General features: G+C 45.5%; 22 protein-coding genes. 10 read left to right on the top strand and 12 right to left on the bottom strand.

The window, feature by feature from the left end:
* Nucleotides 1-8: 8 nt before the first annotated feature.
* Nucleotides 9-1256, bottom strand: a complete 1248-nt coding sequence (locus tag L0U89_RS01175; protein ID WP_234859838.1) for a DUF4270 family protein — start codon at nt 1254-1256, stop codon at nt 9-11.
* Between the two features lie 67 nt (nt 1257-1323).
* Nucleotides 1324-2136 (bottom strand): glycogen/starch synthase, encoded by an 813-nt coding sequence (locus L0U89_RS01170; RefSeq protein ID WP_008629679.1) that lies wholly within the window; start codon nt 2134-2136, stop codon nt 1324-1326.
* Nucleotides 2137-2259: 123 nt separating this feature from the next.
* Here L0U89_RS01170 and panC point away from each other — a divergent pair, with 123 nt between their 5' ends.
* The 8 genes from panC to L0U89_RS01130 all read left to right on the top strand — a co-directional run bounded on the left by panC (nt 2260) and on the right by L0U89_RS01130 (nt 9303).
* A complete protein-coding gene (gene panC / locus L0U89_RS01165) occupies nt 2260-3108 on the top strand; it encodes a pantoate--beta-alanine ligase (protein ID WP_234859837.1) in 849 nt (282 codons plus the stop codon).
* Nucleotides 3109-3129: 21 nt separating this feature from the next.
* Nucleotides 3130-3477 carry an aspartate 1-decarboxylase gene (gene panD / locus L0U89_RS01160; protein WP_234859836.1) on the top strand — a complete coding sequence of 116 codons (348 nt, stop codon included), beginning with the start codon at nt 3130-3132 and terminating at the stop codon, nt 3475-3477.
* A 4-nt stretch (nt 3478-3481) separates the two neighbouring features.
* Nucleotides 3482-4483, top strand: coding sequence for a lysylphosphatidylglycerol synthase transmembrane domain-containing protein (locus L0U89_RS01155; RefSeq protein ID WP_234859835.1), 1002 nt, complete (start codon nt 3482-3484; stop codon nt 4481-4483).
* Nucleotides 4484-4517: 34 nt separating this feature from the next.
* On the top strand, nt 4518-5204 hold the full coding sequence (locus L0U89_RS01150) for a zinc metallopeptidase (RefSeq protein WP_234859834.1): 687 nt from the start codon (nt 4518-4520) through the stop codon (nt 5202-5204).
* A gap of 102 nt (nt 5205-5306) precedes the next feature.
* The gene (locus L0U89_RS01145) at nt 5307-6446 is read left to right on the top strand and encodes an acyl-CoA dehydrogenase (protein ID WP_234859833.1); all 1140 of its coding nucleotides are present in this window, start codon (nt 5307-5309) and stop codon (nt 6444-6446) included.
* Nucleotides 6447-6585: 139 nt separating this feature from the next.
* Complete coding sequence (locus tag L0U89_RS01140) at nt 6586-7515, top strand: helix-turn-helix domain-containing protein (RefSeq protein ID WP_008629695.1); 930 nt, start codon at nt 6586-6588, stop codon at nt 7513-7515.
* Between the two features lie 405 nt (nt 7516-7920).
* A complete protein-coding gene (locus L0U89_RS01135; RefSeq protein WP_234859832.1) occupies nt 7921-8274 on the top strand; it encodes a hypothetical protein in 354 nt (117 codons plus the stop codon).
* Nucleotides 8275-8394: 120 nt separating this feature from the next.
* Nucleotides 8395-9303 carry a hypothetical protein gene (locus tag L0U89_RS01130; RefSeq protein WP_234859831.1) on the top strand — a complete coding sequence of 303 codons (909 nt, stop codon included), beginning with the start codon at nt 8395-8397 and terminating at the stop codon, nt 9301-9303.
* A 206-nt stretch (nt 9304-9509) separates the two neighbouring features.
* Here the strand turns inward: L0U89_RS01130 and L0U89_RS01125 are convergent, their stop codons facing one another.
* Entirely contained in the window at nt 9510-11915 is a 2406-nt protein-coding gene (locus L0U89_RS01125; protein ID WP_008629697.1) for a TonB-dependent receptor, read from the bottom strand.
* A gap of 320 nt (nt 11916-12235) precedes the next feature.
* Between L0U89_RS01125 and L0U89_RS01120 the strand changes: the two genes are divergently transcribed.
* Nucleotides 12236-12883 carry a MarR family winged helix-turn-helix transcriptional regulator gene (locus L0U89_RS01120; protein WP_234859830.1) on the top strand — a complete coding sequence of 216 codons (648 nt, stop codon included), beginning with the start codon at nt 12236-12238 and terminating at the stop codon, nt 12881-12883.
* 13 nt (nt 12884-12896) lie between these two features.
* Here the strand turns inward: L0U89_RS01120 and L0U89_RS01115 are convergent, their stop codons facing one another.
* The 9 genes from L0U89_RS01115 to L0U89_RS01075 all read right to left on the bottom strand — a co-directional run bounded on the left by L0U89_RS01115 (nt 12897) and on the right by L0U89_RS01075 (nt 20366).
* Nucleotides 12897-13556 carry a fatty acid desaturase gene (locus tag L0U89_RS01115; protein WP_234860114.1) on the bottom strand — a complete coding sequence of 220 codons (660 nt, stop codon included), beginning with the start codon at nt 13554-13556 and terminating at the stop codon, nt 12897-12899.
* An 83-nt stretch (nt 13557-13639) separates the two neighbouring features.
* Nucleotides 13640-14485, bottom strand: a complete 846-nt coding sequence (locus L0U89_RS01110) for a 4-hydroxy-3-methylbut-2-enyl diphosphate reductase (RefSeq protein ID WP_234859829.1) — start codon at nt 14483-14485, stop codon at nt 13640-13642.
* A 3-nt stretch (nt 14486-14488) separates the two neighbouring features.
* Nucleotides 14489-15199: a lycopene cyclase domain-containing protein gene (locus L0U89_RS01105; RefSeq protein WP_234859828.1), complete on the bottom strand. Its 711-nt coding sequence runs from the start codon at nt 15197-15199 to the stop codon at nt 14489-14491.
* The gene (locus L0U89_RS01100) at nt 15199-16041 is read right to left on the bottom strand and encodes a phytoene/squalene synthase family protein (protein ID WP_008624541.1); all 843 of its coding nucleotides are present in this window, start codon (nt 16039-16041) and stop codon (nt 15199-15201) included. Before L0U89_RS01100 ends, L0U89_RS01105 begins: the two co-directional genes overlap by 1 nt.
* Nucleotides 16042-16062: 21 nt before the next feature.
* A complete protein-coding gene (gene crtID, locus L0U89_RS01095; protein ID WP_234859827.1) occupies nt 16063-17544 on the bottom strand; it encodes a bifunctional phytoene desaturase/3,4-desaturase in 1482 nt (493 codons plus the stop codon).
* 5 nt (nt 17545-17549) lie between these two features.
* The gene (locus tag L0U89_RS01090; protein WP_008624543.1) at nt 17550-18062 is read right to left on the bottom strand and encodes an RNA polymerase sigma factor; all 513 of its coding nucleotides are present in this window, start codon (nt 18060-18062) and stop codon (nt 17550-17552) included.
* 217 nt (nt 18063-18279) lie between these two features.
* Nucleotides 18280-19176 carry a MerR family transcriptional regulator gene (locus L0U89_RS01085; RefSeq protein ID WP_234859826.1) on the bottom strand — a complete coding sequence of 299 codons (897 nt, stop codon included), beginning with the start codon at nt 19174-19176 and terminating at the stop codon, nt 18280-18282.
* Complete coding sequence (locus tag L0U89_RS01080) at nt 19173-19619, bottom strand: sterol desaturase family protein (RefSeq protein ID WP_234860113.1); 447 nt, start codon at nt 19617-19619, stop codon at nt 19173-19175. Before L0U89_RS01080 ends, L0U89_RS01085 begins: the two co-directional genes overlap by 4 nt.
* Before the next feature lie 54 nt (nt 19620-19673).
* Nucleotides 19674-20366 (bottom strand): carotenoid biosynthesis protein, encoded by a 693-nt coding sequence (locus L0U89_RS01075; RefSeq protein WP_234859825.1) that lies wholly within the window; start codon nt 20364-20366, stop codon nt 19674-19676.
* 99 nt (nt 20367-20465) lie between these two features.
* Between L0U89_RS01075 and L0U89_RS01070 the strand changes: the two genes are divergently transcribed.
* Nucleotides 20466-20771: a DUF4286 family protein gene (locus L0U89_RS01070; RefSeq protein WP_234859824.1), complete on the top strand. Its 306-nt coding sequence runs from the start codon at nt 20466-20468 to the stop codon at nt 20769-20771.
* Nucleotides 20772-20803: the final 32 nt, after the last annotated feature.

Genomic DNA, 20803 nt, shown 5'->3' with positions numbered 1-20803 from the left:
CTGGTATTCTACAGGGTTCTGCCTTTCGAATAGAATATTCTGAGTTTTATCTTGCTTTGATCCACTTGGTACTCCCGCAAAGAATTTGCAAAATCATCTGTCTGTGCTGTGCCGGGAAACAGCAGAAAATCCCTCCTAGGTATCTGTCCACGGTAAACCGCATTCATATGGGAAGTCAAAAACTGCCTGTAGATATTTTCATCCCGGAGGTGGGCCAGTATGGCGGGACGATCTGAATAAGCAGGCTCTCCTGTGACTAGATCAACCTGCTGTGTACCGTCTTGTTGAACCATCATCGGAAGCCCATCCTTTCTGACAAGAATCTGGCTGGTCTCATTGGTGAAAAACATCTTTAGAAACTGGGGCGGATAGTTTGCGGAGGTATCTGACACCAGCGGCCCGAATTCCAATATAACTTGGTTGAAGGTGACGTTTTCGAGCGTATCCAGAAATTGATCAAGGGGGCTTGTATTCAACTTCATGACCAAACCGTAGGTAGACTTACCTCCTGCATATTGGCCCAGATTATAGGCTTTGTTTTTCTCTTGGACCACTTCCGTTGGTGTCCCTGTACGGTCAATTACAGTTTGGGTAAAATGCCTTGCCAAGTTAAAATTGAGGCCAGTGGCTATCGGATAGGCCCTGGAAATGGTATCGCCGTCATTGGTATAATAGAAAATCAAGCCTGTGTTATTTCCAACACGGGTGGAAAAGGACGCATCTTCTCCCTTGAATACCAAGCCGGGCAAAAACTCACGGAATGAGAATATATCCCCAAAATATCTGCCATCGACCAATTCCTCAAAAACCAAATCGGTAAAGGCGTTGTCCACGGGAAGTGTTACAATTGTGTCCTGTTTTGCTCGAAAATCGATCGTTGCTTCAAATGTCGGCGCAGGGTCGTAGGCGAGACCATCGAACGTATAATAGTCCTTGTCCTGAATCTGTTCCTGCAAAAGATGGATGCTGAGTTTTTTTGGAGTCTGCAATTCCTCCGCTATCACTTCCCTGAAACTGATATTCAGCTTCACCGAATCTAGCCTCGCTCCTTCTCTTGGGCGGGCTACGTCCCGGTTAAAGAATAACCTCGAATACCCGATGGCTTCTGTTATTCCAAAGAAATCATTTTCCGATCTCCCGTACTGTACCACACCGGCATTGGTGGTGTAAATCGAGTCCCGCTGCACTACATCAGCAGATAGGGGTATCTCGATATAAGATACCCCTATTTGGTTGTTGTTTGGGTCCAATTCCAAACCAATGTTGGATGGATCCTCACAGGATGATAAGATGGCCGCAATTGGAACACACAAACCGACGAGCTTAGCCCGCAAGTTCAGTGTAGATGTTGTAATAACTCTCAAAAATCTCCTGCTCTTCTTCGCTATGGATCTCACACTTCTTGTTTTTAGACCACTCTTCTACGAGTTGGCTTAGGTTCTCTGATATTTCTTCACTTTTGATCACCACGTCGGCATACTCCATTCCAATCTTTAGGAATCCTTCGTAGTCCTTTGAATTGAGAGGTGCCAAAATCGCGTCGTCAATGTCGACCATCTTGACCTTCTCGAATAAATCGTCGCCAAATTTATGGCTAAATCCGGTATTGTAAATAGCGAATACCGTTTTTGTATCCTTGAAGAGTGGCTCGTTCTTGTAGGTCGTCTTCAGGTACATGGGCACGAGGCTGGTCATCCAGTCGTTGCAGTGCACCACGTCCGGTGCCCATCCCAACTTTTTCACCGTCTCAATGACTCCCTTGCAGAAGAAAATGGCTCTTTCGTCATTGTCTTCGTAAAACTTTTCATGCTTGTCATGAAATACGCTCTTCCTCTGGAAATAGTCTTCATTGTCAATGAAGTACACCTGGAGCTTGGCATTCGGAATCGACGCCACCTTGATAATCAGCGGCTTCTCTTCCTCTCCTACGGCAATGTTGATCCCGGAAAGCCTCACAACCTCATGCAACCTGTTTTTCCTCTCATTGATGAGCCCAAACCTGGGCACAAGAATGCGGATTTCCATCCCTTTTTCTTGCATCGCCTGCGGCAGCTGCCTTACGAAATTGGCCACTTCTGAAGTCTGTAGGAAGGGATTGATTTCGCTGGCGACGTAGAGAATACGGAGTCTAGACATACCTTGTTGTTTTGTTGAGTGATAATAAACGCACAAAGATACAAAAAAAATACGGTAAAACCATTGTATTTCTGGGGAATAACATAGTTTTGCCTCTATTTTACATTCGCAAAGTACAATCCCGTGAAAGTCCATCTGACCAAAAAAACGCTCAATTCCGACTTGCTGATTTTTAGAAATGACAGAAAAACAATTGGATTGGTGCCTACAATGGGTGCGCTACACATAGGACATTTGGAATTGGTCAAAAAAGCAAAAGAATCTACTGATGTCGTGGTAGTTTCAATTTATGTGAATCCGACCCAATTCAATAATCCGGCAGACTTCGAAAAATATCCAAAAACTTTGGACAAAGACTTGGAAATATTGGATAAAATCGGTGTGGATATCGTTTTTACCCCCGAAAATCAGGAAATATATCCTTCAAATCCAAAGTTGAGACTCAATTTTGGACTTTTAGAAGAAGTGCTGGAGGGAGCATTCCGCCCAGGTCATTTCAATGGCGTCGGAATCGTCGTTTCCAAGCTGTTAAATATTGTTAAACCTGATGTCGCCTTCTTCGGCCAGAAGGATTTGCAGCAAGTGGCCATCATCAAAAGGCTTGTAAGTGACCTTTCCTTTGACGTCAAAATTGATGTAGTACGCACAGTGCGGGAGGCTAATGGGTTAGCGTTTTCGTCGAGAAACATGCGTCTCAATCCCGATGAGCGTATGGCTGCATTGGTCCTTTCGAAAGCACTATTTTTTGCCAAATCCGAACTTTTAAGGGGTGTAGATTGGTTGACAGTCAAAAACCAAGCAGTTCAGCTATTTGAATCAGAGCCGCTGTGTCGCTTGGAGTATTTCGAATTGGTAGATCCCAACACCTTCAAGATTCTAGAGAGCTTCGACCCACGCGACCTTTCATCCATCTGCACCGCAGCCTACGTTGGTGAGGTGCGGCTGATAGACAACCTGCCCATAATTGATTAATATCGCGCAAAATTTAAGTCCATGCACATTCAGGTATTGAAGTCCAAAATCCACCGGGTGAAGATCACCCAAGCTGAGCTCCATTACGTCGGTAGTATCACGGTCGACGAGGATCTTATGGATGCGGCCAACATGATCGAAAACGAGAAAGTCCAAATCGTAAATATCAACAACGGAGAAAGACTCGAGACCTATCTTATCAAAGGCGAGCGCGGCTCGGGAAAAATTTGCCTCAACGGCCCCGCTGCCAGAAAAGCACAGGTAGGAGATGTAGTAATCATCATCTCCTATGCGTCGATGGATTTTGAGGAAGCTAAAAAGTACAAGCCGGTGATCGTGTTTCCGGACGACCATAACAAACTGATCTGATACAGTGAGATTCAATACCAAACAATGGATCCAAGTGGGCGTATCTTTGGTACTTGCCGCTTGGATTTTTTGGTTTTTGTACAAAGACGTCAGCATCCAAAGGCTAGGCGAAGCGTTGGAGGAGACTTCCTATTCGTGGCTTTTGCTGTCGTTGATGGTGGGGGTTTATGGATATTGGGTAAGAGCTTGGCGGTGGAAGTTGCTGATAGAGGCTGATGGTTCGGCGCAAGTTTCGACAGGAAGGTCATTCGTTGCGCTGATGATTGGCTATCTCACCAATCTCCTGATACCCCGGGCAGGCGAAGTAAGCAGGTGCGGCGTATTGTCAAAATCCGAGGAAATCCCCATGGGTCGCCTCCTCGGGACTGTCGTGCTAGAACGCTCGGTGGATCTGATTTTGATGATCATGACCGTATTGGTTGCTTTTTTTTGGGAAAGGAATACCTTCCTCGACCTGGTCGCGGACTTAGTAAATGTGGATATGGTTTCAAAAAACCTCGGAACGATACTCCCGATCGGCATTGCGGGCGTTTTGGTCGCAATCCTTTTCTTTTATCTCCTTTTCTACAAATACAGAGAAAACAGTACTGTGCGGATGATCAGGCATTTCTTTCGGGATTTTATCACCGGTATCCTCAGTGTCCGAAAAGTAGACAACCAATGGGGATTCTGGGGCAGTTCGGTCGGGCTTTGGCTGCTTTACTATTTAATGATGGTATTGGTGGCTTGGGCGATACCATCCACTGCCAGTTTGGCATATAGCTCGATCCTCATGGTGATGGTGATGGGAAGTATTGGCATGATCGCACCAGTGCAGGGGGGAATTGGCACCTTCCATGCATTGGTGGCGTTTATTTTGATGGTGTATGGATTGGAGGAAGAGGAGGGGAAAATATTCGCCGTGATCATCCACAGCAGTCAGCTGATCGTGATTGTCTTGCTTGGATTGGTATCTTTGGCATATTTCCTCAAAATAACTTCGAAGAAAGAATCCAAATCATCTTAAATTCGTATCCAAACTCAAAAACAAAAATAGAGCTATGATTATTCTGATTGTTGTCGTATTCGCAATCTTGGGATTTGTGGTCAGCAGTAGGCTGAAAAGCAAGTTCCAGAAGTACTCCCAAACGCCCTTGAGGGCCAATCTATCCGGAAAGGAAATCGCCGAGCTGATGCTTGCGGACAATAATGTGCATGACGTGAAGGTGGTATCCGTAGAAGGCCAACTGACCGACCACTACAACCCGATGAACAAGACGGTCAACCTGAGCCCCGATGTGTATTATGGTAGAAACGCCGCCGCTGCTGCGGTAGCCGCACACGAATGTGGCCACGCCGTGCAGCATGCCACTTCCTACTCTTGGTTGAATATGCGCTCCGCCATGGTCCCAATCCAAAACGTAAGTGGCAAGATCCTGAATGTGGTGCTGATCGCCTCTATTTTTGGAGGGGCTTTCATTGGGTTGCCTTATGAAATTATTGGGTACATCGTCGTTGGTTCTTACAGCGTAATGACCTTGTTTACCCTGGTGACCCTTCCTGTGGAATTTGACGCCAGCAACCGTGCTTTGGCTTGGATCGATAGACGTGGTATTGTCACCCCTGCGGAACACGCCATGTCCAAGGATGCCTTGAAATGGGCAGCAATGACCTATGTAGTAGCAGCTTTGGCAGCTTTGACGACATTGGCTTATTACATCTTTGTTTTCTTCGGAAACAGAGAATAGGAAACCGAAATTGATAAAATGAGTTTACAATAAGGGGCGAGAAATTGTCCCTTATTTTTTTTTGCCCTAACTTCCCCGCTAAATATCAACCCAAATATTCCTATGCATTTTGAGTTTACTGAAGAACAAATAGCGGTCAGGGATGCCGCAAGAGAATTCACCCAAACCGAGTTGCTTCCCGGCGTGATCGAGCGTGATACCGAAGCCAAGTTTCCCCACGAACAAATCAAGAAAATGGGCGAGCTTGGATTCATGGGCATGATGGTCGACCCCAAATACAACGGCGGCGGCATGGACACGATCTCCTACGTTTTGGCCATGGAAGAGATTTCCAAAATCGACGCCTCCGCATCGGTCTCCATGTCGGTCAACAATTCCCTCGTCTGCTGGGGCTTGGAGAAATATGGCACCGAGGAGCAAAAGCAGAAATACCTGACCAGATTAGCCTCGGGGGAAATCCTGGGCGCATTCTGCCTCTCCGAACCGGAGGCAGGTTCAGATGCTACTTCCCAAAAAACGTCCGCGGAACTCAAGGGCGACCACTATGTACTCAATGGTACAAAAAACTGGATTACCAATGGCTCCAGCGCCAGCGTCTATTTGGTCATAGCCCAAACGGATGCTACCAAGGGGCACAAAGGGATTTCCGTCTTTATCATTGAAAAAGGCTGGGAGGGATTTGTGATTGGCAAGAAAGAAGACAAACTGGGTATACGTGGTTCGGACACCCATTCCTTAATGTTCTCGGATGTCAAAGTCCCCGTTGCCAAAAGGATTGGAGAAGAAGGTTTTGGATTTACTTTTGCCATGGAGACACTCAATGGCGGAAGGATTGGCATTGCCGCCCAGGCTTTGGGAATTGCTTCCGGTGCATATGAATTGGCTTTGGCGTACAGCAAGGAGCGAAAGGCTTTTGGAAAGCCGATTTCGCAGCACCAAGCCATCCAATTCAAGTTGGCAGACATGGCCACCCAAATCGAAGCCGCAAGGATGCTGGTCCTGAAAGCGGCTTGGCTGAAAGACCAGGGCCAAGACTATTCCCTTGCCAGTGCGATGGCCAAGTTGTACGCCTCAGAGGTGGCGATGCAGGTAACGGTCGAGGCGGTACAGGTCCACGGCGGCTACGGTTATGTAAAGGAATACCATGTAGAGCGCCTGATGCGTGATGCGAAGATTACACAAATCTATGAGGGCACCAGCGAGATTCAAAAAATAGTGATATCCAGAAGTATTTTAAGATAAATTTGTCCATCAGCGATCTAAAGGCATAAAATCCAATTTTTATGCCTTTTTTTATGTAAATCAATGAAATAAAAAAATTTTTGTCTATGATTTTCGAAAAATATAATACTTTTATGGCCCAACCCCTAATCATGCCATCATGGAATATTACAATAAAGTAATTGAATCTGTGGGAGTCAGGTTTTTGAAAGGAAACAACTTCAAAATCGAGAAACCTGTCACAGTATCCGATTACAGCGATTCCGAGAATACCCTGATCCTATTGCACCAAGGAAGCCTCAAGTTTTCGGAGGAAATGGAATTGGTCAATGAGGGCGAGATTCTTTTTATCCCGGCAGGTAGGTTCAGCAACGTAGCATTCGGAACCCAAAATAAGCGAAACGAGATCAATAACGAGTCATTTCTCGACAATAAGCGGAAATACCTCCAAACGATCAGTTTCAAGGAAATAAAAAATGTGGAGGAAGACTGTGTCACCATCATCAACTTCGAGGCGAAGGTCTTTGACGTGGTGAACTTCTTCCATTCTTTGGGTATCCCGCCGTTTGCGATTCGTTTCAATGACCGCATTGCCACGGTCGTCGAGGACATCATCAAGGAATCCGAGCAAAACACCCCCGGCAAAGAGCGCGTAGTCAAATTGATGACTGAATTGCTGGTGATCGAGATCGTGCGACATATCCTGAAGAACAGGCTTTTTGTCGAGGAACTGTCGACCAACAGCACCTATTTCAAAGACCCACGCCTCATCGATCTTTTCAACTACATCAAGAAAAACATCGGCGGTGACCTTTCCAACAAGGTTTTGGCCAAGGTCGCCAACGTCTCCGAGGATTATGTGGGGCAATATTTCAAGATGCTTACGGGCATCAACCCGCAGGATTACATCGAATACCAAAGGATGGAGGCTGCCGTCGAGTTGCTCAGGACATCCAAGAAAAGCATCCGCGATATCGGCAAGGAAGTGGGCTATAAGGATACGGCCTATTTCTGCCGACGCTTCAAGATGATGTATGGACTACCCGCCGGCAAGATGCGCCGCCGCGAATCATTGATCAACGTACAATAAACCCAATCTATATTTAAGACCGAAAAACCGCCTTGGATTTCCTCGGCGTTTTTTTTTGCTATTCCCCTGACCAGCAATTTTTGTGTCAAAAATGGTCATTCCTCAATCAGCCCATACACGGAGTGTGGTGAAGGAATACACGGAATATCTCTAACGCATAGACGGAATACCTCTCCTTAATCGTAGTCTGGGGCTGCACTATCATCTAAGAATAGGTCAATTCGAATGCTACTGCTTGAAGCAACTTCGCAAGAGCATTGAAAACCCACCAAAGGATAGTTTTTCCATTGGAGGTCAGAAAAACTAATGCTATATTTCAATGAGGATGAAAAAAAAGTCTTTTGACTTGACGAGGCTTTTTGATAGAATAATAACCTGTATCAATCCATTTTAAAGAAAGAAAAGATGTTTGGACTTTTCAGAGAAAAACCTCAAGGGATTGATTTCTCGGAGGAGAATATAGAAAGATTTAAAATTCTCCTAACAGACATTTATGAAGTCTTACGCGATTCAGCATATACCGCACAGGCGAATTGGATATTACAAATATTGGCTGCCGTGGAAAATCGAGATCAAGAAATATTTAAGAAAAAAGTAATCTCGAGTGAGTTATTGGGTGGATCGGGTTCAGTGATAGACGTGTGGATCGAGGATGAGAAAAAGATGAAATGGCTCGATTCTCGATTGAATGATTTTTTGGTATTGACCTTAAAATCGGGGCTTAACCACAAAGCGGTGAAATCAAGAATAAAAAGTTGATAATAACACGATTCATCCGGGGCAGTGTCATTTCGAATATCTTTAAATATGAAGACAATCAATTAGACTGGTTGGCGCAAGAAATTGATCTGCATTAATAAAAACACAATCGGAATACACATGAAAGACCTGATTATTTTGACTGTTGTCTTATTGGCCTTTAGCTGTTCAAATCCACACGATTCAAAAGTTGCAATTGACGACAAAAGGCATTCAACCAATGTAGATTCCCTAAGCGCCAAGGTTGATATCCTGCATGAGGGCATAAAATACATTGGGTTTATTGATAGTTTTTATTTTTCAAATGAAAATGAAGCATATGTTGAGCTTTATTTTATTCAGGATGAAATAAGCTCTGACGAATACGAAAACATCGTTGACCTTTCTGACTCATTGATATACAAGGACGATGAAAACAGCAGGCACAGAATCCCAGCAGATATAGCTTCCAAATATTTTGACCTACGTGGACTCTCAAAACTCAAGATTTACGACACCAAACATAACCTTGTATCTGGTGCCGATTTTCTTCGAGTTGAGTACCTAGATCAAAACATATCTCCTGTCTTCATAGCAGTCTACAGGACAGACAAAAGGATTGTTGGCGACAGCTATTATGGAATAGGGAATTTCAGTGGGCAATTTCGTCCAATAAAATTCACGGTATCAAGCGACACCATTTTGTCTGGGAAACTTTTGGCTCAACTTGGTGATAAACAGACTTTCTTTGGACTTAAAGACAATGGGACTCACTTGCATTTCAATAGCGGCGACACTGTCCTTTCAGTAATTAATTCGGATAACTATGCCTATATAGTATTGACAACTCCCAAGGAATTCCAGGTTTTGTATAAGAGCGTTGAATACGAAAACTACACAGACCTTAAAATTATTCCTTTGGGTAATGGCATATTTCCCTATATTTTGACAAGGAATGTTCAACCTGACACTGACGTTATGTGGGACAGACTACTATTTTTCGATGGCACAAAGTATACTTCCGCCGATAGACAACGAGTCGAAAAGTGATTGCACTTGCATGGCGTTAACTTTGTTTCCTTGAGCCTAAATACTTGAACACGTTAGTTTTCCGCCATTTCCTTCAGCATTGTAGTAGTTTTGACTTTAGCCAAAAGAAGTAAACTTTAAGTCATATTGGTATTTCTACACAAAGTACCCTACAAACCTTTTGGATACAAAAAAACCGCCTTGGTGATCCAAGGCGGTTTTTTTTTTTAGAACTCGACGATGATGCCGATCGTGGGAAGGATCGTCCCCGCGGGATTTTCGATCAATCTCATCTGATACCTTGTCGGATCGTTTGGATCGATCTTGATCGAGCCATCAGTATCCCTGACCGGTACAAGGACCGGAGGCTGCTCGGCCTGGAAGTTGTAGGCATTTTGCACATCAAAATACCAGTTGAGGTTCCAGCGGTTAAAGAAGTAGCGCTTGTCCACGCGGAAGTCCAACTGGTGGAATGCCTTCAGGCGTAGGGCGTTGATCTGGTTGAAATCAAGCACAGCCTGCCCTCTTTTGTCCCAAACTTCAATCAGGGAGGAGGTCTCTATATCAACTGGCGTGTAAGGCAAACCACCCAAGTACCTCCAACGTGCACCGACTTCCCAGTTGTTTTTGAAACGCTTGCCTGCTGTCAAGCTCACGATGATCCTGCTGTCCCAGGCTGAAGGGATAAAGCCTACCGTATTGGGGTTGGTAAATTCGCTCCTGACGAGCGTGACCGCGCCGATACCGTAGAAGGACTTGAAGAGACGCTGCTGTGCAAGAAACTCCAAACCATAGGCCCTACCCTTCGAATCTGAACTGACGGGTTCGTTGCCGATAACGCCGAAGTCTGCACCGAGGTTGGCCAAGGATATCCCATTTCTGATGGAAGAAGGATAGTTGTCGTAGAACTTGTAGAAGCCCTCGACGCTGAACCTGCGGCTTTTCTCAGGAATAACCTTTTCGAAGCCTGTGATAAAGTGGGTCGAGCGGATAAAGCGGATGTCGTTTTGCTGGTTGACCAGGTTTCCGGCATTGTCACGGTAGCCCAAAGCCGTGTAAGGAGGCTTTTGGTAGTAAATACCCGAATTGGCGGTCCAGAACAGGTTGGGCTTGATCTGATAGGAAACCGAAAACCGCGGACTGACTTGGTTCAGCGGGTTGCGGGCGGTCTGTCCAAAATCGCTTCCATCCATCCGCAGGCCTGCAGTGACCAAGAGTCTTTCGTTCAGAAATGTCTTGTTGGCAGAGACGAAGCCTCCGTAGCTATTGAAAAACGCCGTGGCGTTCGCAAAGATTACCTCTCCATCTGCTGCGCCTGTAGACCGGTCCAGATTTTTGATGAAATACCGGGAATACTCATAATTGACGCCATACTTGAAATTGAAGCCTTTCGCAAATACGGAGTTTTCCGCACGGAACTTGTTTTCGCTCTCCTGGGAAGTGTAGTCAAACAGCAGGTTTGCCGGGCTGCTCTCATCGTTTTGGGCGTATTTGTACTGCCTGTTGTTGAGCATATTACGGCTCAGGATAAATGTCCAAAAGCCGTTTTCCCTGAATCGTTTCAATTTCAAACCCGTCATGTAGTTCCATTGGGAAGAGATGGGTAGACTCTCGAGCAGGTAAAGCCTGTTTTCCCTTTCCTCTTCGGTCTCATCCCTCGGTTCATTGAAGTTCAGTGCAAACTGGTCGATCGCACCCACACCCAAAAACGTCAACTCAGTCTTGGCGTTCAGCTTCGTCGTCGTCTTGATGGTAAAGTCATTGAAGGTAGGCAGGAAGGGAAGTTCCAATTGCCTGAAGAGAAATTGCAGGTAGGACCTTCTGGCTGAGATCAGGTAAGTGGTGTTTTTACCCAAGGGACCTTCATTGGATAGCGTCAATTCACTGGCACCCAAGGTCATTTGGGTGAACATTTTGTCCTTTCTACCTTCTTTGAGCTGAAAGTTGAAAAAGGAGCTCAATGAATTCATCCGGTCAGCCGGGAATCCACCCGTGATGACATCCACGTTTTTGATCAGGTTCACGTTGAGAATACCGACAGGTCCTCCGGATGAGCCCTGTGTGGCGAAGTGGTTGATGACGGGGACTTCGATCTCGTCGATGAAAAACTTGTTTTCGTTGGGCGCTCCACCCCGGATAATGATGTCGTTTCGGAAGCTTGCGGTACTCGCCACGCCAGGAAGCGACTGGATAACCCTTGAGATATCCCTGTTCCCGCCAGGATAGCGCTCGATTTCGTTGGTATTGAGTCTTCTCACCGAGATAGGCGTCTCGTCCGAGCGGCTAAACTCCGCGTCGACAGTCACCTCACTGAGGTCAGAAGCTTCTTCCAGCAGATCAATGTCCAGCCTGACAGGCCGGGCGAGCGAAACTTGGATTTCGAAAAAGGTCTTGGAGCGATACCCCACAAAACTCGCACGCACGTTGTACAGTCCCGGAGGAATATTGGTCAAGGCGTAGTTCCCGTTTTCATCCGAGACTGTCCCCAAATCGGTGCCCACCAATACCACGTTGGCGAAGGGAATACCCTCGTTGTTGATCGGGTTAAAGACCCGGCCACGGATCTCGCCCCCTTGGGCAAAGGAACTGAAGCTTGTAAATGAAAAGAGAGATAGCAGTAATATAAGTCTCATAGTTGGTTATGAATTTGATTTTTAAGCTTAAAGCGGTGTTAAATGTTTTAGAATTTTCGTAATTATTTTCAAAGGTCAAATGCCTCTGGCTGTATGATTTTCCACTCTTTGCCAATAAGTGGCGCAACATCAGGCATTTACAGCGTTGAAACCTTTCTAAATCGACAGACATTTTTCATATGATCCCATACTTTTTCGATTTTCAATATCTTTCAAATACTATGAAATCATAATTTCTTTGACAAATGTAGAAGAATTATTATTCAAAAACATAGTGAAATAAAAAATTTGATTTAAATTTGTTATGTTTTTGTATCGAAATGAGCAAGGAACTTGTAAAGTTGGTAAACCTTTGGGATAGGTATTCGGAAAATGACCCTGAATTGGACATCAGGGGCTTTTGCTTGAAATACCTATCGGAAATGGGCGAATCTGCAGCGCAGCAGGTCCAGCCTGGCTTCACCGTAGATGGCCGGCTTATCAATCTCGTCAATCGTCTCAACAGGTTTGCGGGCATGTATTCCAAAAAGGCGCTCCTGCACAGCGAACTCAACAACCTGGAGGATTGGGGTTACCTGATTTCGCTCAACTTCATGGACAGTCCCAAAAAGTCTGAGCTGATTGCTGAGCTCCTTTCCGAATTCCCCAGCGGCATTGAAGTCATCAAGCGCCTGGTCAATAGCGGCTTGGCAGAGGAATTTGACGACCCTACGGATAGGCGGTCCAAACGCATCAAGATTACACAAAAAGGACAGCGCGTCCTGTTCGAGACGATGCATTACATGAAGGACATTGCTACCCTGGCCTTTGGGCCATTGACCGAGGCGGAAAAGCAGCTGCTGATGCTCCTTCTTCAAAAATTGGATAAGTTCCACTTGGACAACTACAAGGAAACCCGGCCTTCGGATTATCATGGCGCGGTACAGGCCCTGAAACAGTCATTGGAAAAATCGGCTGAGAAAGGGTGATTCAGGGAAATTTTTAGAATTTGAATTTTTGGTAAGCCTCTTTTACCTTCCACAGCCGCCACCAAGGTGTACCAGGGGAGTCGTGGTGCTCGTAGTGATAGCCAAAGAAATAACAGGAGATAAACGCCCAAAGGTGGTTTTTTGCTTGAGAATGTGAATGGTGCTTGTTGTCCGACTCACCCATGTGGGGCAGGTAGGTCCCGAAATAAAACAACTGCAGCGTGGAGAGCACTGCCGGCAGCATCCAAAAAAGGATCAGATTTTCGGTCGGAATAAAAAGCTTCAGGATATTGAAGGTCACCGCCATCAGCAGAATCTGCCAAATACTGACATACTGCCGGATAAAACTCAGGTACCAGACCAAGAATTTTCCGGAAGCGTGGTAGTCGGGGTCTTTGTCCGTCGCCACAAACCTGTGGTGCTCGTGGTGCTTTGGGTACAATTTCCAGTAGAAATTAAAGGAGAATAGCACCGCCGAAAACCAGCCAATCGCGTGGTTGAGGCGCTTGTTTTCGGAAACAATCCCGTGCATCGCGTCGTGGGCAGTGATGAACAAACCCGTGTAGAGGTGCATCTGTACCAAAATGGCCACATAAGTCAGGGGGTGGGTCCATGAAAACTCCCAAGTCAGCAAAAAAAACAAACCCACAAACCAAAGGATAATGATCGTCATGCCGATCAAGACTCCCTTGATGCCAATGGGTTCGTAGGGTATTTTCAACGCTTTCACTTCGTAAAGATACGGGAATGCCGGAATCAGAAGGATTCGATTTTGGCTTTCACTTCTTCCATCAGCCACATAGGTGTGGAGGTTGCGCCGCAGATTCCCACCGTGTCGTTATTGGAAAACCAAGATGGATCCACTTGCTCGGGGTTGGAGACAAAGTACGTGTTGGGGTTTTTGTCCTTGCAGACGTTGTAGAGGACCTTTCCGTTGGAGGATTTGGTACCGCTGACAAACACGATCTTGTCAAATTTGTCCGCAAACTCCCGCAATTCCTTATCCCGGTTGGAGACTTGGCGGCAGATGGTATCATTGGTGTTGACGGATATGCCGTTTTCTTGGAGGATTTTATTGATTTCGTAAAACTTGTCGGTACTCTTCGTAGTCTGACTGTACAGGGTCAGATTTTTGGGCAAACTGGGGATATCAAGTTCACTGATGTCCTGGAATACGACCGCTTTGTTGTTGGTTTGTCCCAAAAGCCCAACCACCTCGGCATGTCCATGCTTTCCGTAGATGTAGATCTGCTCGTCTTTATCAAAGGAATTTTTGATGCGGTTCTGCAGCTTTAGCACGACGGGACAGCTCGCGTCGATCAGCGTCAGATTGTTTTTGATCGCCAATTCATAGGTAGAAGGTGGCTCGCCATGCGCACGGATCAGGACCTTTTCGTCGTGAATCATCTGAAGTTGGGCATGGTCGATGATCTTCAGGCCCTTTTGCGTCAGTCGGTTGACCTCCTCGTCATTGTGTACGATATCACCCAAACAGTACAAATAGCCTTGCTCGTCGAGGATTTCCTCAGCCATTTCTATGGCATAAACTACACCGAAACAAAACCCTGAGTGTTGGTCGATATGTACTTTCAGATTTAGCATATGCTATAAACTTTTGACGGTTTGAATTGTTTTGCGTTGCCTAAACTTTTCATAGAAACTGATGTTCATCAGCAGCAGGATCATCGAGTAGACCGTATCCTCGATCGGAATGGTAAATATTCTGATGCCGAGGTTTTCCGCGTTGTTGTAAATGACCACAGGCTCCTCCGTAAATCCTCCCGTGAGTACACCATTGACCAACAGGAAAGGAATCAAGTGGACCAGATAGGCCAAGTAAAACCGACCCAGGTACTTTGTCTGAAAGAAAATATAATGCAGTGCCAAAGTTCCAGAACCCAGCAGCAAATTGACCGAGGTATACCATTTATCGAGGTTGAGCATACCAACGACAAAAAGGAAAGGGATAAGAAACAAGGTTGTCGCCTTGGCGATAGGCTGCAAGACATCCTTTTTCACGAAGTAATTCAATACCTCATAGATGAATATGCTGGCGAATGGTACTGCGATGAAGAACATCCATTCTTCGAGCGGTAACTCAAGGAAAAAATAGCCCAACACATACCTCGGGTTAAATTCCCAAACGCCGATCACTGTGAACCAATGGTCCCACACGATGAACACAAAAGCCGTGATGGCGATTGCGGGGAAAAGGTACCTCCACTGTCTGTAATAGGTAATCCGATGCTCAAAAGACTGAGCCAAGGGATAAGAAATGGAAAACAACATCAGTGCGAGGTACAGGTACTTTTCCATCAGTTGAACCCAAGTTTGGTTTCCACATAGGTGCCGAGCAGCAAGGATAATTTCTTCGCATTCGGGATGCGAATCCTTTGATTGGTAATAACCTTAGGGTCTAGACCCTTGATCTTGTCAAACAGCTTCTGGTAGTACAAATATGCAACCTTGACGCCCATCTTCGCGCCGCTAGGAAGCCTTCTGATCCCATCCAACGCTTCATCAAAATCCTTCTGGATATCTTCTTCGATGAGCTGCTTGACAGATTTATCAAAACTGTTGAAATCCACACCTGGGAAATAGACTCGCCCCCTTTCCTCGTAATCGCTCTTGATATCCCGCAGGAAGTTCACTTTTTGGAAGGCCGAACCGAGTTTGCAAGCGGGGCTTTTGAGGCTTTCGTAGAGTTTTTGATCACCTTCACAAAATACCTTCAAGCACATCAGTCCTACCACCTCGGCAGAGCCATAAATATACTCATGGTATCTCGAGTCGTTGTAGGTCTTGAAATCCAAGTCCATTTCCATGCTTTTCAAGAAGGCTTCAATGAGATCCTTGTCAATCTGATAAGCATTGACGATCAATTGGAAGGCATGCAGGACAGGATTTAGGCTGATCTTGTTGTCGATCGCGGTATAGGTGTCTTCTTTGAATTGCGCTAACAGCGTCTTTTTGTCTTGGTCGTGGAAGGTATCCACGATTTCGTCCGCATACCTCACAAAACCATAGATCGCGTAAATCGGCAAATGGAATTTCTTGGCAAGGGTTTTAATGCCCAATGTAAAACTGGTACTGTAGCGCTGAGTGATCAGCTTGCTACATTCCAATGTGGTTTCGTCAAATAGGGCCCTAGCATCCATGCCTATGAATTTAGCAAAATTTTAAATTCTATGTTCTTTCATTACCTCTTTTGCAACCACATGACCTGAAATAAGGCTTGGTGGCACACCTGGTCCGGGCACGGTAAGTTGACCCGTGTAATACAAGTTGCCCACTTTCTTGTTTTTCAAAGAAGGTTTCAAGATGGCCGTCTGAAGTAACGTATTGGCCAAACCATAGGCGTTTCCCTTGAAAGCATTGTAGTCAGCCTTGAAATCACTGTGGGCGTAAGACCTCTTGTAGACGATATGGCTTCGGATTTCCTGTCCGGTGAGCATTTCCAAGCGATCCATGACGATGTTGAAATACTTCTCGCGCACTTCTTCGCCATCGGCAAGATCGGGAGCAAGAGGGATCAGGATGACGAGGTTTTCGGTTCCTTCCTTTGCCACGCTTGGATCCGTCTTGGATGCAGCGGAAAGGTAAAATAACGGTCTCTCCGGCCAGCGAGGGTTCTTGTAGATCGCGTCCGCGTGGGGACCCATTTGCTCGTCAAAAAACAGACAATGATGGGTTATATTTTCCAGTTTTTTGTCGACCCCAAGGTAAAACAACAGACTCGAAGGAGCCATCACCCTTTTGTCCCAATAATTGTCGCTGTAGTTGCGGTACTCGGGCGCAAGCAAAGCGGAATCGACATGGTGGTAATCAGCACCGGCCACGACGACATCTGCCTCAAAGCTGCGGCCGTCTTTCAACACGACATTGCTTGCTCGGCCGTTTTTTACATTGATATGGGAAACATCGGCGTTGTATTGGAATTTGACTCCTTTTTCTTCAGCCAACAGCACCATGCCTTCTACAATCTTGAACATTCCTCCCATGGGGTACCAGGTACCAAGAGAAATATCTGCATAATTCATCAAGCTGTAAAGTGCAGGGATATTTTCCGCCGTCTCCCCGAGAAACAACACGGGGAATTCCATCAGACGGATAATCTTCTCGTGTTTAAAAAACTTCCTGATATGCTTGGACATTGATTGGAATACATCCATCCTAATGACATCCGCCAACAATCCAGGACTGGCAAACTCCATCAAGGAACGGCTTGGCTTGTGGACCAAGTCATTGATGCCGACTTGATATTTATAGGCGGCTTGTTTGAGAAATTCGTCAAGTTTCGGGCCTACGCCAGGCTCCAGGGATTCCAAAAGTGCTTTGAATCGACCGTAGTCCGCTGGAATCTCCATAAACTCGTCCTTACCAAAAACGACGGTGTAGGACGGATCTAACCTGATCAATTCATAGTAGTCCGAGGGCTTTTTGCCAAAATGAGCAAAATAGTTTTCAAAAACATCCGGCATCCAATACCAACTTGGACCCATGTCATATACAAACCCTTCAGCTTCGAATTGCCGAGCCCGGCCACCGGGTCCAGCGTTTTTTTCCAATAATATTACGTCGTATCCCGATGCCGCCAGATGAGTCGCCGCGGAGATTCCAGCGAATCCAGCGCCTATCACCACTACATTTTTTTTCGGCATTTTGATCAGTTTCTATGTTGATACATATACAAATCGCCCTTCAGGAGCTTTCTGGCAATATGGATACGATTCTTCACAGTTCCAATCGGAATATTTAGTTTTTCGGCGATCTCGTGGTATTTGAATCCTCTAAAATGCATCATAAAAGGCACCTTGTATACTTCCTCGAGCTTCTCGATCGCGTTGTTGATATCGTCAATAGCAAAATCGCCAAACGCACCATTCTCAACAAGGATATCTCCAGAGTTGATATAGTGAAGATTATCTGTGGTATCCACGAAAGTACCCCTACGTACCATCCTTTGATAGTTGGTGATGAAGGTATTTTTCATGATGGTGTAAAGCCATGCTTTCAGGTTGGTTCCTTCAGTGAATTTATCCTTGTTCGTGAAGGCTTTTACCATCGTGTCCTGCAATAGATCATTTGCATCGTCCATGTCCCGGGTGAGCTTCAACGCAAATGGCTTGAGGGAACTGGACAACTTGTTGAGGGAATAACTGAATTCTAGAGTCGTCATGGCGTTTAGCATTTTTGTTTAATCAAAGGTAGCAATCGTTAAACAAAATGCAAGCGCTTTGTGGAAATATTTTTCAAAAAGATTAAACAAAATGATTCAAACTGACGCGACCACATCACCAATTCTGTGAGAAAAGGCAAAATAGGCCACATTTTTGCACAAAAAAAGGTGAGAGCGGTATGCCTCACCTTGTTTAAGATTTTGTTAAAAACGTTGATTATTTCTCAACCATCACTTCATTGATCTCTTCCACAAAATCCCTGAGTTGGCGGATGTAATGGAGCGGTTTCACGTTTTTCGGGAATTTCAAATCCTGGCCCACAATCTGGTAACCCGATACGACGATCTCTGAATCCTGGAAGTTTTGTGCCAACTCATTCAAGTAATCCTGCACATGGTCCTGCGAAGGAGAAGTGGTAATGACGGTCACTAAATATTGGGGTTTATGCAAACGGTAAACTGCCTTTAGGTCTTCCCTTGGCGTATTTTGTCCAAGGTATAGCACTTGATGTCCCTTGGCTTTGATGATGTATGCTGCAAACAGCAGTGAAATCTCGTGCATTTCGCCCTCCGGCAAGTACAACAGAAACTTCTTACCGGTGTACTTGGTCACCTGACCATCTATCGCCACGATCAGCTTCTGACGGATGAGGTTGCTGATAAAATGCTCCTGTCCTGGATTGATAGCCCCTGTTTGCCAAAGGACACCGATTTTGGACAGAAATGGATAGATGATGTTGAGCATGGTCTGCTCGAATCCGAATTTGAGGATATTGGTCGAAAGTACCTTTTCCAATCTTTCCTCGTCCATTTCGACCATACAGATCGTCAACGCGTGGATTTGGTCATCATGGGTGAGGTTGCGGTCGGTCAGCCGAATGACCTCATCGCGCATTTCGCTAGGGGACATTTTGCTGATTTTACTGATTTTGAAGCCGTTGTCGTTCAGCAGGGCGACATTCAGGATTAGCTTCAAATCGTCGTCATCGTAGTAACGGATATTAGTATCAGTCCTTTTCGGCTGTAGCAAATCATACCGCTGCTCCCAAATACGCAGCGTATGGGCTTTGATACCTGACAATTGTTCGAGGTCTTTGATGGAATAGGTACTCATTTGGGTGTATTTTTAAAATACTTTTTAGGAACAAAGAACAATCCAAAGGATACTGCGTCGTCTTTTTGATTGGTCGCATGGTGGGCTTGGTGTGCCCTGAATATGCCCAATAGAAAGTTGTTTTGTGGCCTGGAGAACCATTTGGCCCGGCGATGTACCATGACATCGTGGATCAAAAAGTACAAGAGACCGTACAAGCTTATGCCAACCCCCATCCAAAACCTGTAATCCAAGCTTCCCACGCCGAGGACAATCAACACAATGGCCACGCTCCCGAACAATAGGGAAAAGAGGTCATTGAGCTCGAACGGTCCCTTGGAAGGCTGATGATGTGTCTTATGGATACTCCAAAGCGGGCCATGCATCAGGTATTTGTGTATGAACCACCCGGAGATTTCCATTGCAACAAAACCAAGCGCGGTGAACAATACAGCAGTTATCATATTCATTGACGTAACTCGTTCAAATTAAGATTGTTTGAAATATTTTATTTTCAATCACAAAACCAAATTTAAAATCGCAAAAAACAGGATCAGATTCAACAGGAGGAAGTCCGAAACCGCATTTGGTTTTGAAAAGCTTGTTTTCCGGTAGATGATTTGGATGATAAAAGCAACCCCAAGCCATCCCAGGTAATTTTGTACCGGAACGATGTTCCCCTCCCAAGACCAAAAGTCCAAGGAAATTGCCACGGGCTCGATGATGAAGTCAATCCCAACCATCAGTGCCGCCGCCGCCAAAGCAGCGAGGATGTCATTTTGAATTTTTGTATGAAAAAAATGACCTGCCATATAGCTCAAAAGCAGCCAGTTCACCCCGATCATCAGTGGCACTTCAAATACCTGCACACCGAGAACAGGCCCGTACCAATAGTTGCCAAATGGAAATCCCGTGTGGACGCCAGAAACCTCCGAACCATAACCGATAAGAGCAGCCGAAAGGCAGAAAATACCAAAAGGCACATTCCACTCCTTGTGAAACCAAAACAACACGCCCAAACTCAATAACAGGTGAAAGGGCGTCAACTGCTGGAAAAAAGGCCGAATTTCAGGAATAGCCATCCCAACGATCCCAACCAAATAAAAAAGTGAGATGAGTATCTTAAACCAAGTTGTAGAACTGATACCTCGCCCTTTTTTGGCTGGTTTTTGGTTTTCCTGCTGTTTCTTTTCTACAATTGATGTATTCATTTACGCTTTACAAGGATTGGAATAATTCAGGTTGTTAAACAAGCCGGTCGTATATTTGTTGGCAATCGAAGTCCAAAAGTACAGATAAATAGACAGAATATGATTTTATACAACGTGACGGTCAATGTCGACAAGGACGCCGAAACAGAATGGCTGAATTGGATGCGGGAAACACACATTCCCGACGTGTTGGCGACGGGTATGTTTTTGGAAAACAAACTCTATCGCATCCTCCACGATTCTGAGGACGGTAGCATCAACTACTCGGTGCAGTATTTTGCTGAAAACATGGACAAGCTCAATGAATACATGCAAGTACACTCCAAAAAGCTACAGCAGGATGTCCAAATCAAGTTTCAGGACAGGGTGGTTTCCTTTAGGACATTGTTGCAGGCGTTCGAATAATCTGGCCGCTTAAATTCTCCAAATCCCAAAAA

This window comes from Mariniradius sediminis (assembly GCF_021491425.1).
GTDB classification, from domain to species: domain Bacteria; phylum Bacteroidota; class Bacteroidia; order Cytophagales; family Cyclobacteriaceae; genus Mariniradius; species Mariniradius saccharolyticus.
This window is presented reverse-complemented; position numbering and strand designations above follow the sequence as displayed.

What these genes read in the sequence shown, in the direction of transcription:
- L0U89_RS01170 (WP_008629679.1), bottom strand. Translation starts at nt 2,136, where the DNA reads ATGTCTAGACTCCGTATTCTCTACGTCGCCAGCGAAATCAATCCCTTC.
- panD (WP_234859836.1), top strand. Translation starts at nt 3,130, where the DNA reads ATGCACATTCAGGTATTGAAGTCCAAAATCCACCGGGTGAAGATCACC.
- L0U89_RS01150 (WP_234859834.1), top strand. Translation starts at nt 4,518, where the DNA reads ATGATTATTCTGATTGTTGTCGTATTCGCAATCTTGGGATTTGTGGTC.
- L0U89_RS01145 (WP_234859833.1), top strand. Translation starts at nt 5,307, where the DNA reads ATGCATTTTGAGTTTACTGAAGAACAAATAGCGGTCAGGGATGCCGCA.
- L0U89_RS01140 (WP_008629695.1), top strand. Translation starts at nt 6,586, where the DNA reads ATGGAATATTACAATAAAGTAATTGAATCTGTGGGAGTCAGGTTTTTG.
- L0U89_RS01135 (WP_234859832.1), top strand. Translation starts at nt 7,921, where the DNA reads ATGTTTGGACTTTTCAGAGAAAAACCTCAAGGGATTGATTTCTCGGAG.
- L0U89_RS01130 (WP_234859831.1), top strand. Translation starts at nt 8,395, where the DNA reads ATGAAAGACCTGATTATTTTGACTGTTGTCTTATTGGCCTTTAGCTGT.
- L0U89_RS01125 (WP_008629697.1), bottom strand. Translation starts at nt 11,915, where the DNA reads ATGAGACTTATATTACTGCTATCTCTCTTTTCATTTACAAGCTTCAGT.
- L0U89_RS01120 (WP_234859830.1), top strand. Translation starts at nt 12,236, where the DNA reads ATGAGCAAGGAACTTGTAAAGTTGGTAAACCTTTGGGATAGGTATTCG.
- L0U89_RS01115 (WP_234860114.1), bottom strand. Translation starts at nt 13,556, where the DNA reads ATGACGATCATTATCCTTTGGTTTGTGGGTTTGTTTTTTTTGCTGACT.
- L0U89_RS01110 (WP_234859829.1), bottom strand. Translation starts at nt 14,485, where the DNA reads ATGCTAAATCTGAAAGTACATATCGACCAACACTCAGGGTTTTGTTTC.
- L0U89_RS01105 (WP_234859828.1), bottom strand. Translation starts at nt 15,199, where the DNA reads ATGGAAAAGTACCTGTACCTCGCACTGATGTTGTTTTCCATTTCTTAT.
- L0U89_RS01100 (WP_008624541.1), bottom strand. Translation starts at nt 16,041, where the DNA reads ATGGATGCTAGGGCCCTATTTGACGAAACCACATTGGAATGTAGCAAG.
- crtID (WP_234859827.1), bottom strand. Translation starts at nt 17,544, where the DNA reads ATGCCGAAAAAAAATGTAGTGGTGATAGGCGCTGGATTCGCTGGAATC.
- L0U89_RS01090 (WP_008624543.1), bottom strand. Translation starts at nt 18,062, where the DNA reads ATGACGACTCTAGAATTCAGTTATTCCCTCAACAAGTTGTCCAGTTCC.
- L0U89_RS01085 (WP_234859826.1), bottom strand. Translation starts at nt 19,176, where the DNA reads ATGAGTACCTATTCCATCAAAGACCTCGAACAATTGTCAGGTATCAAA.
- L0U89_RS01080 (WP_234860113.1), bottom strand. Translation starts at nt 19,619, where the DNA reads ATGATAACTGCTGTATTGTTCACCGCGCTTGGTTTTGTTGCAATGGAA.
- L0U89_RS01075 (WP_234859825.1), bottom strand. Translation starts at nt 20,366, where the DNA reads ATGAATACATCAATTGTAGAAAAGAAACAGCAGGAAAACCAAAAACCA.
- L0U89_RS01070 (WP_234859824.1), top strand. Translation starts at nt 20,466, where the DNA reads ATGATTTTATACAACGTGACGGTCAATGTCGACAAGGACGCCGAAACA.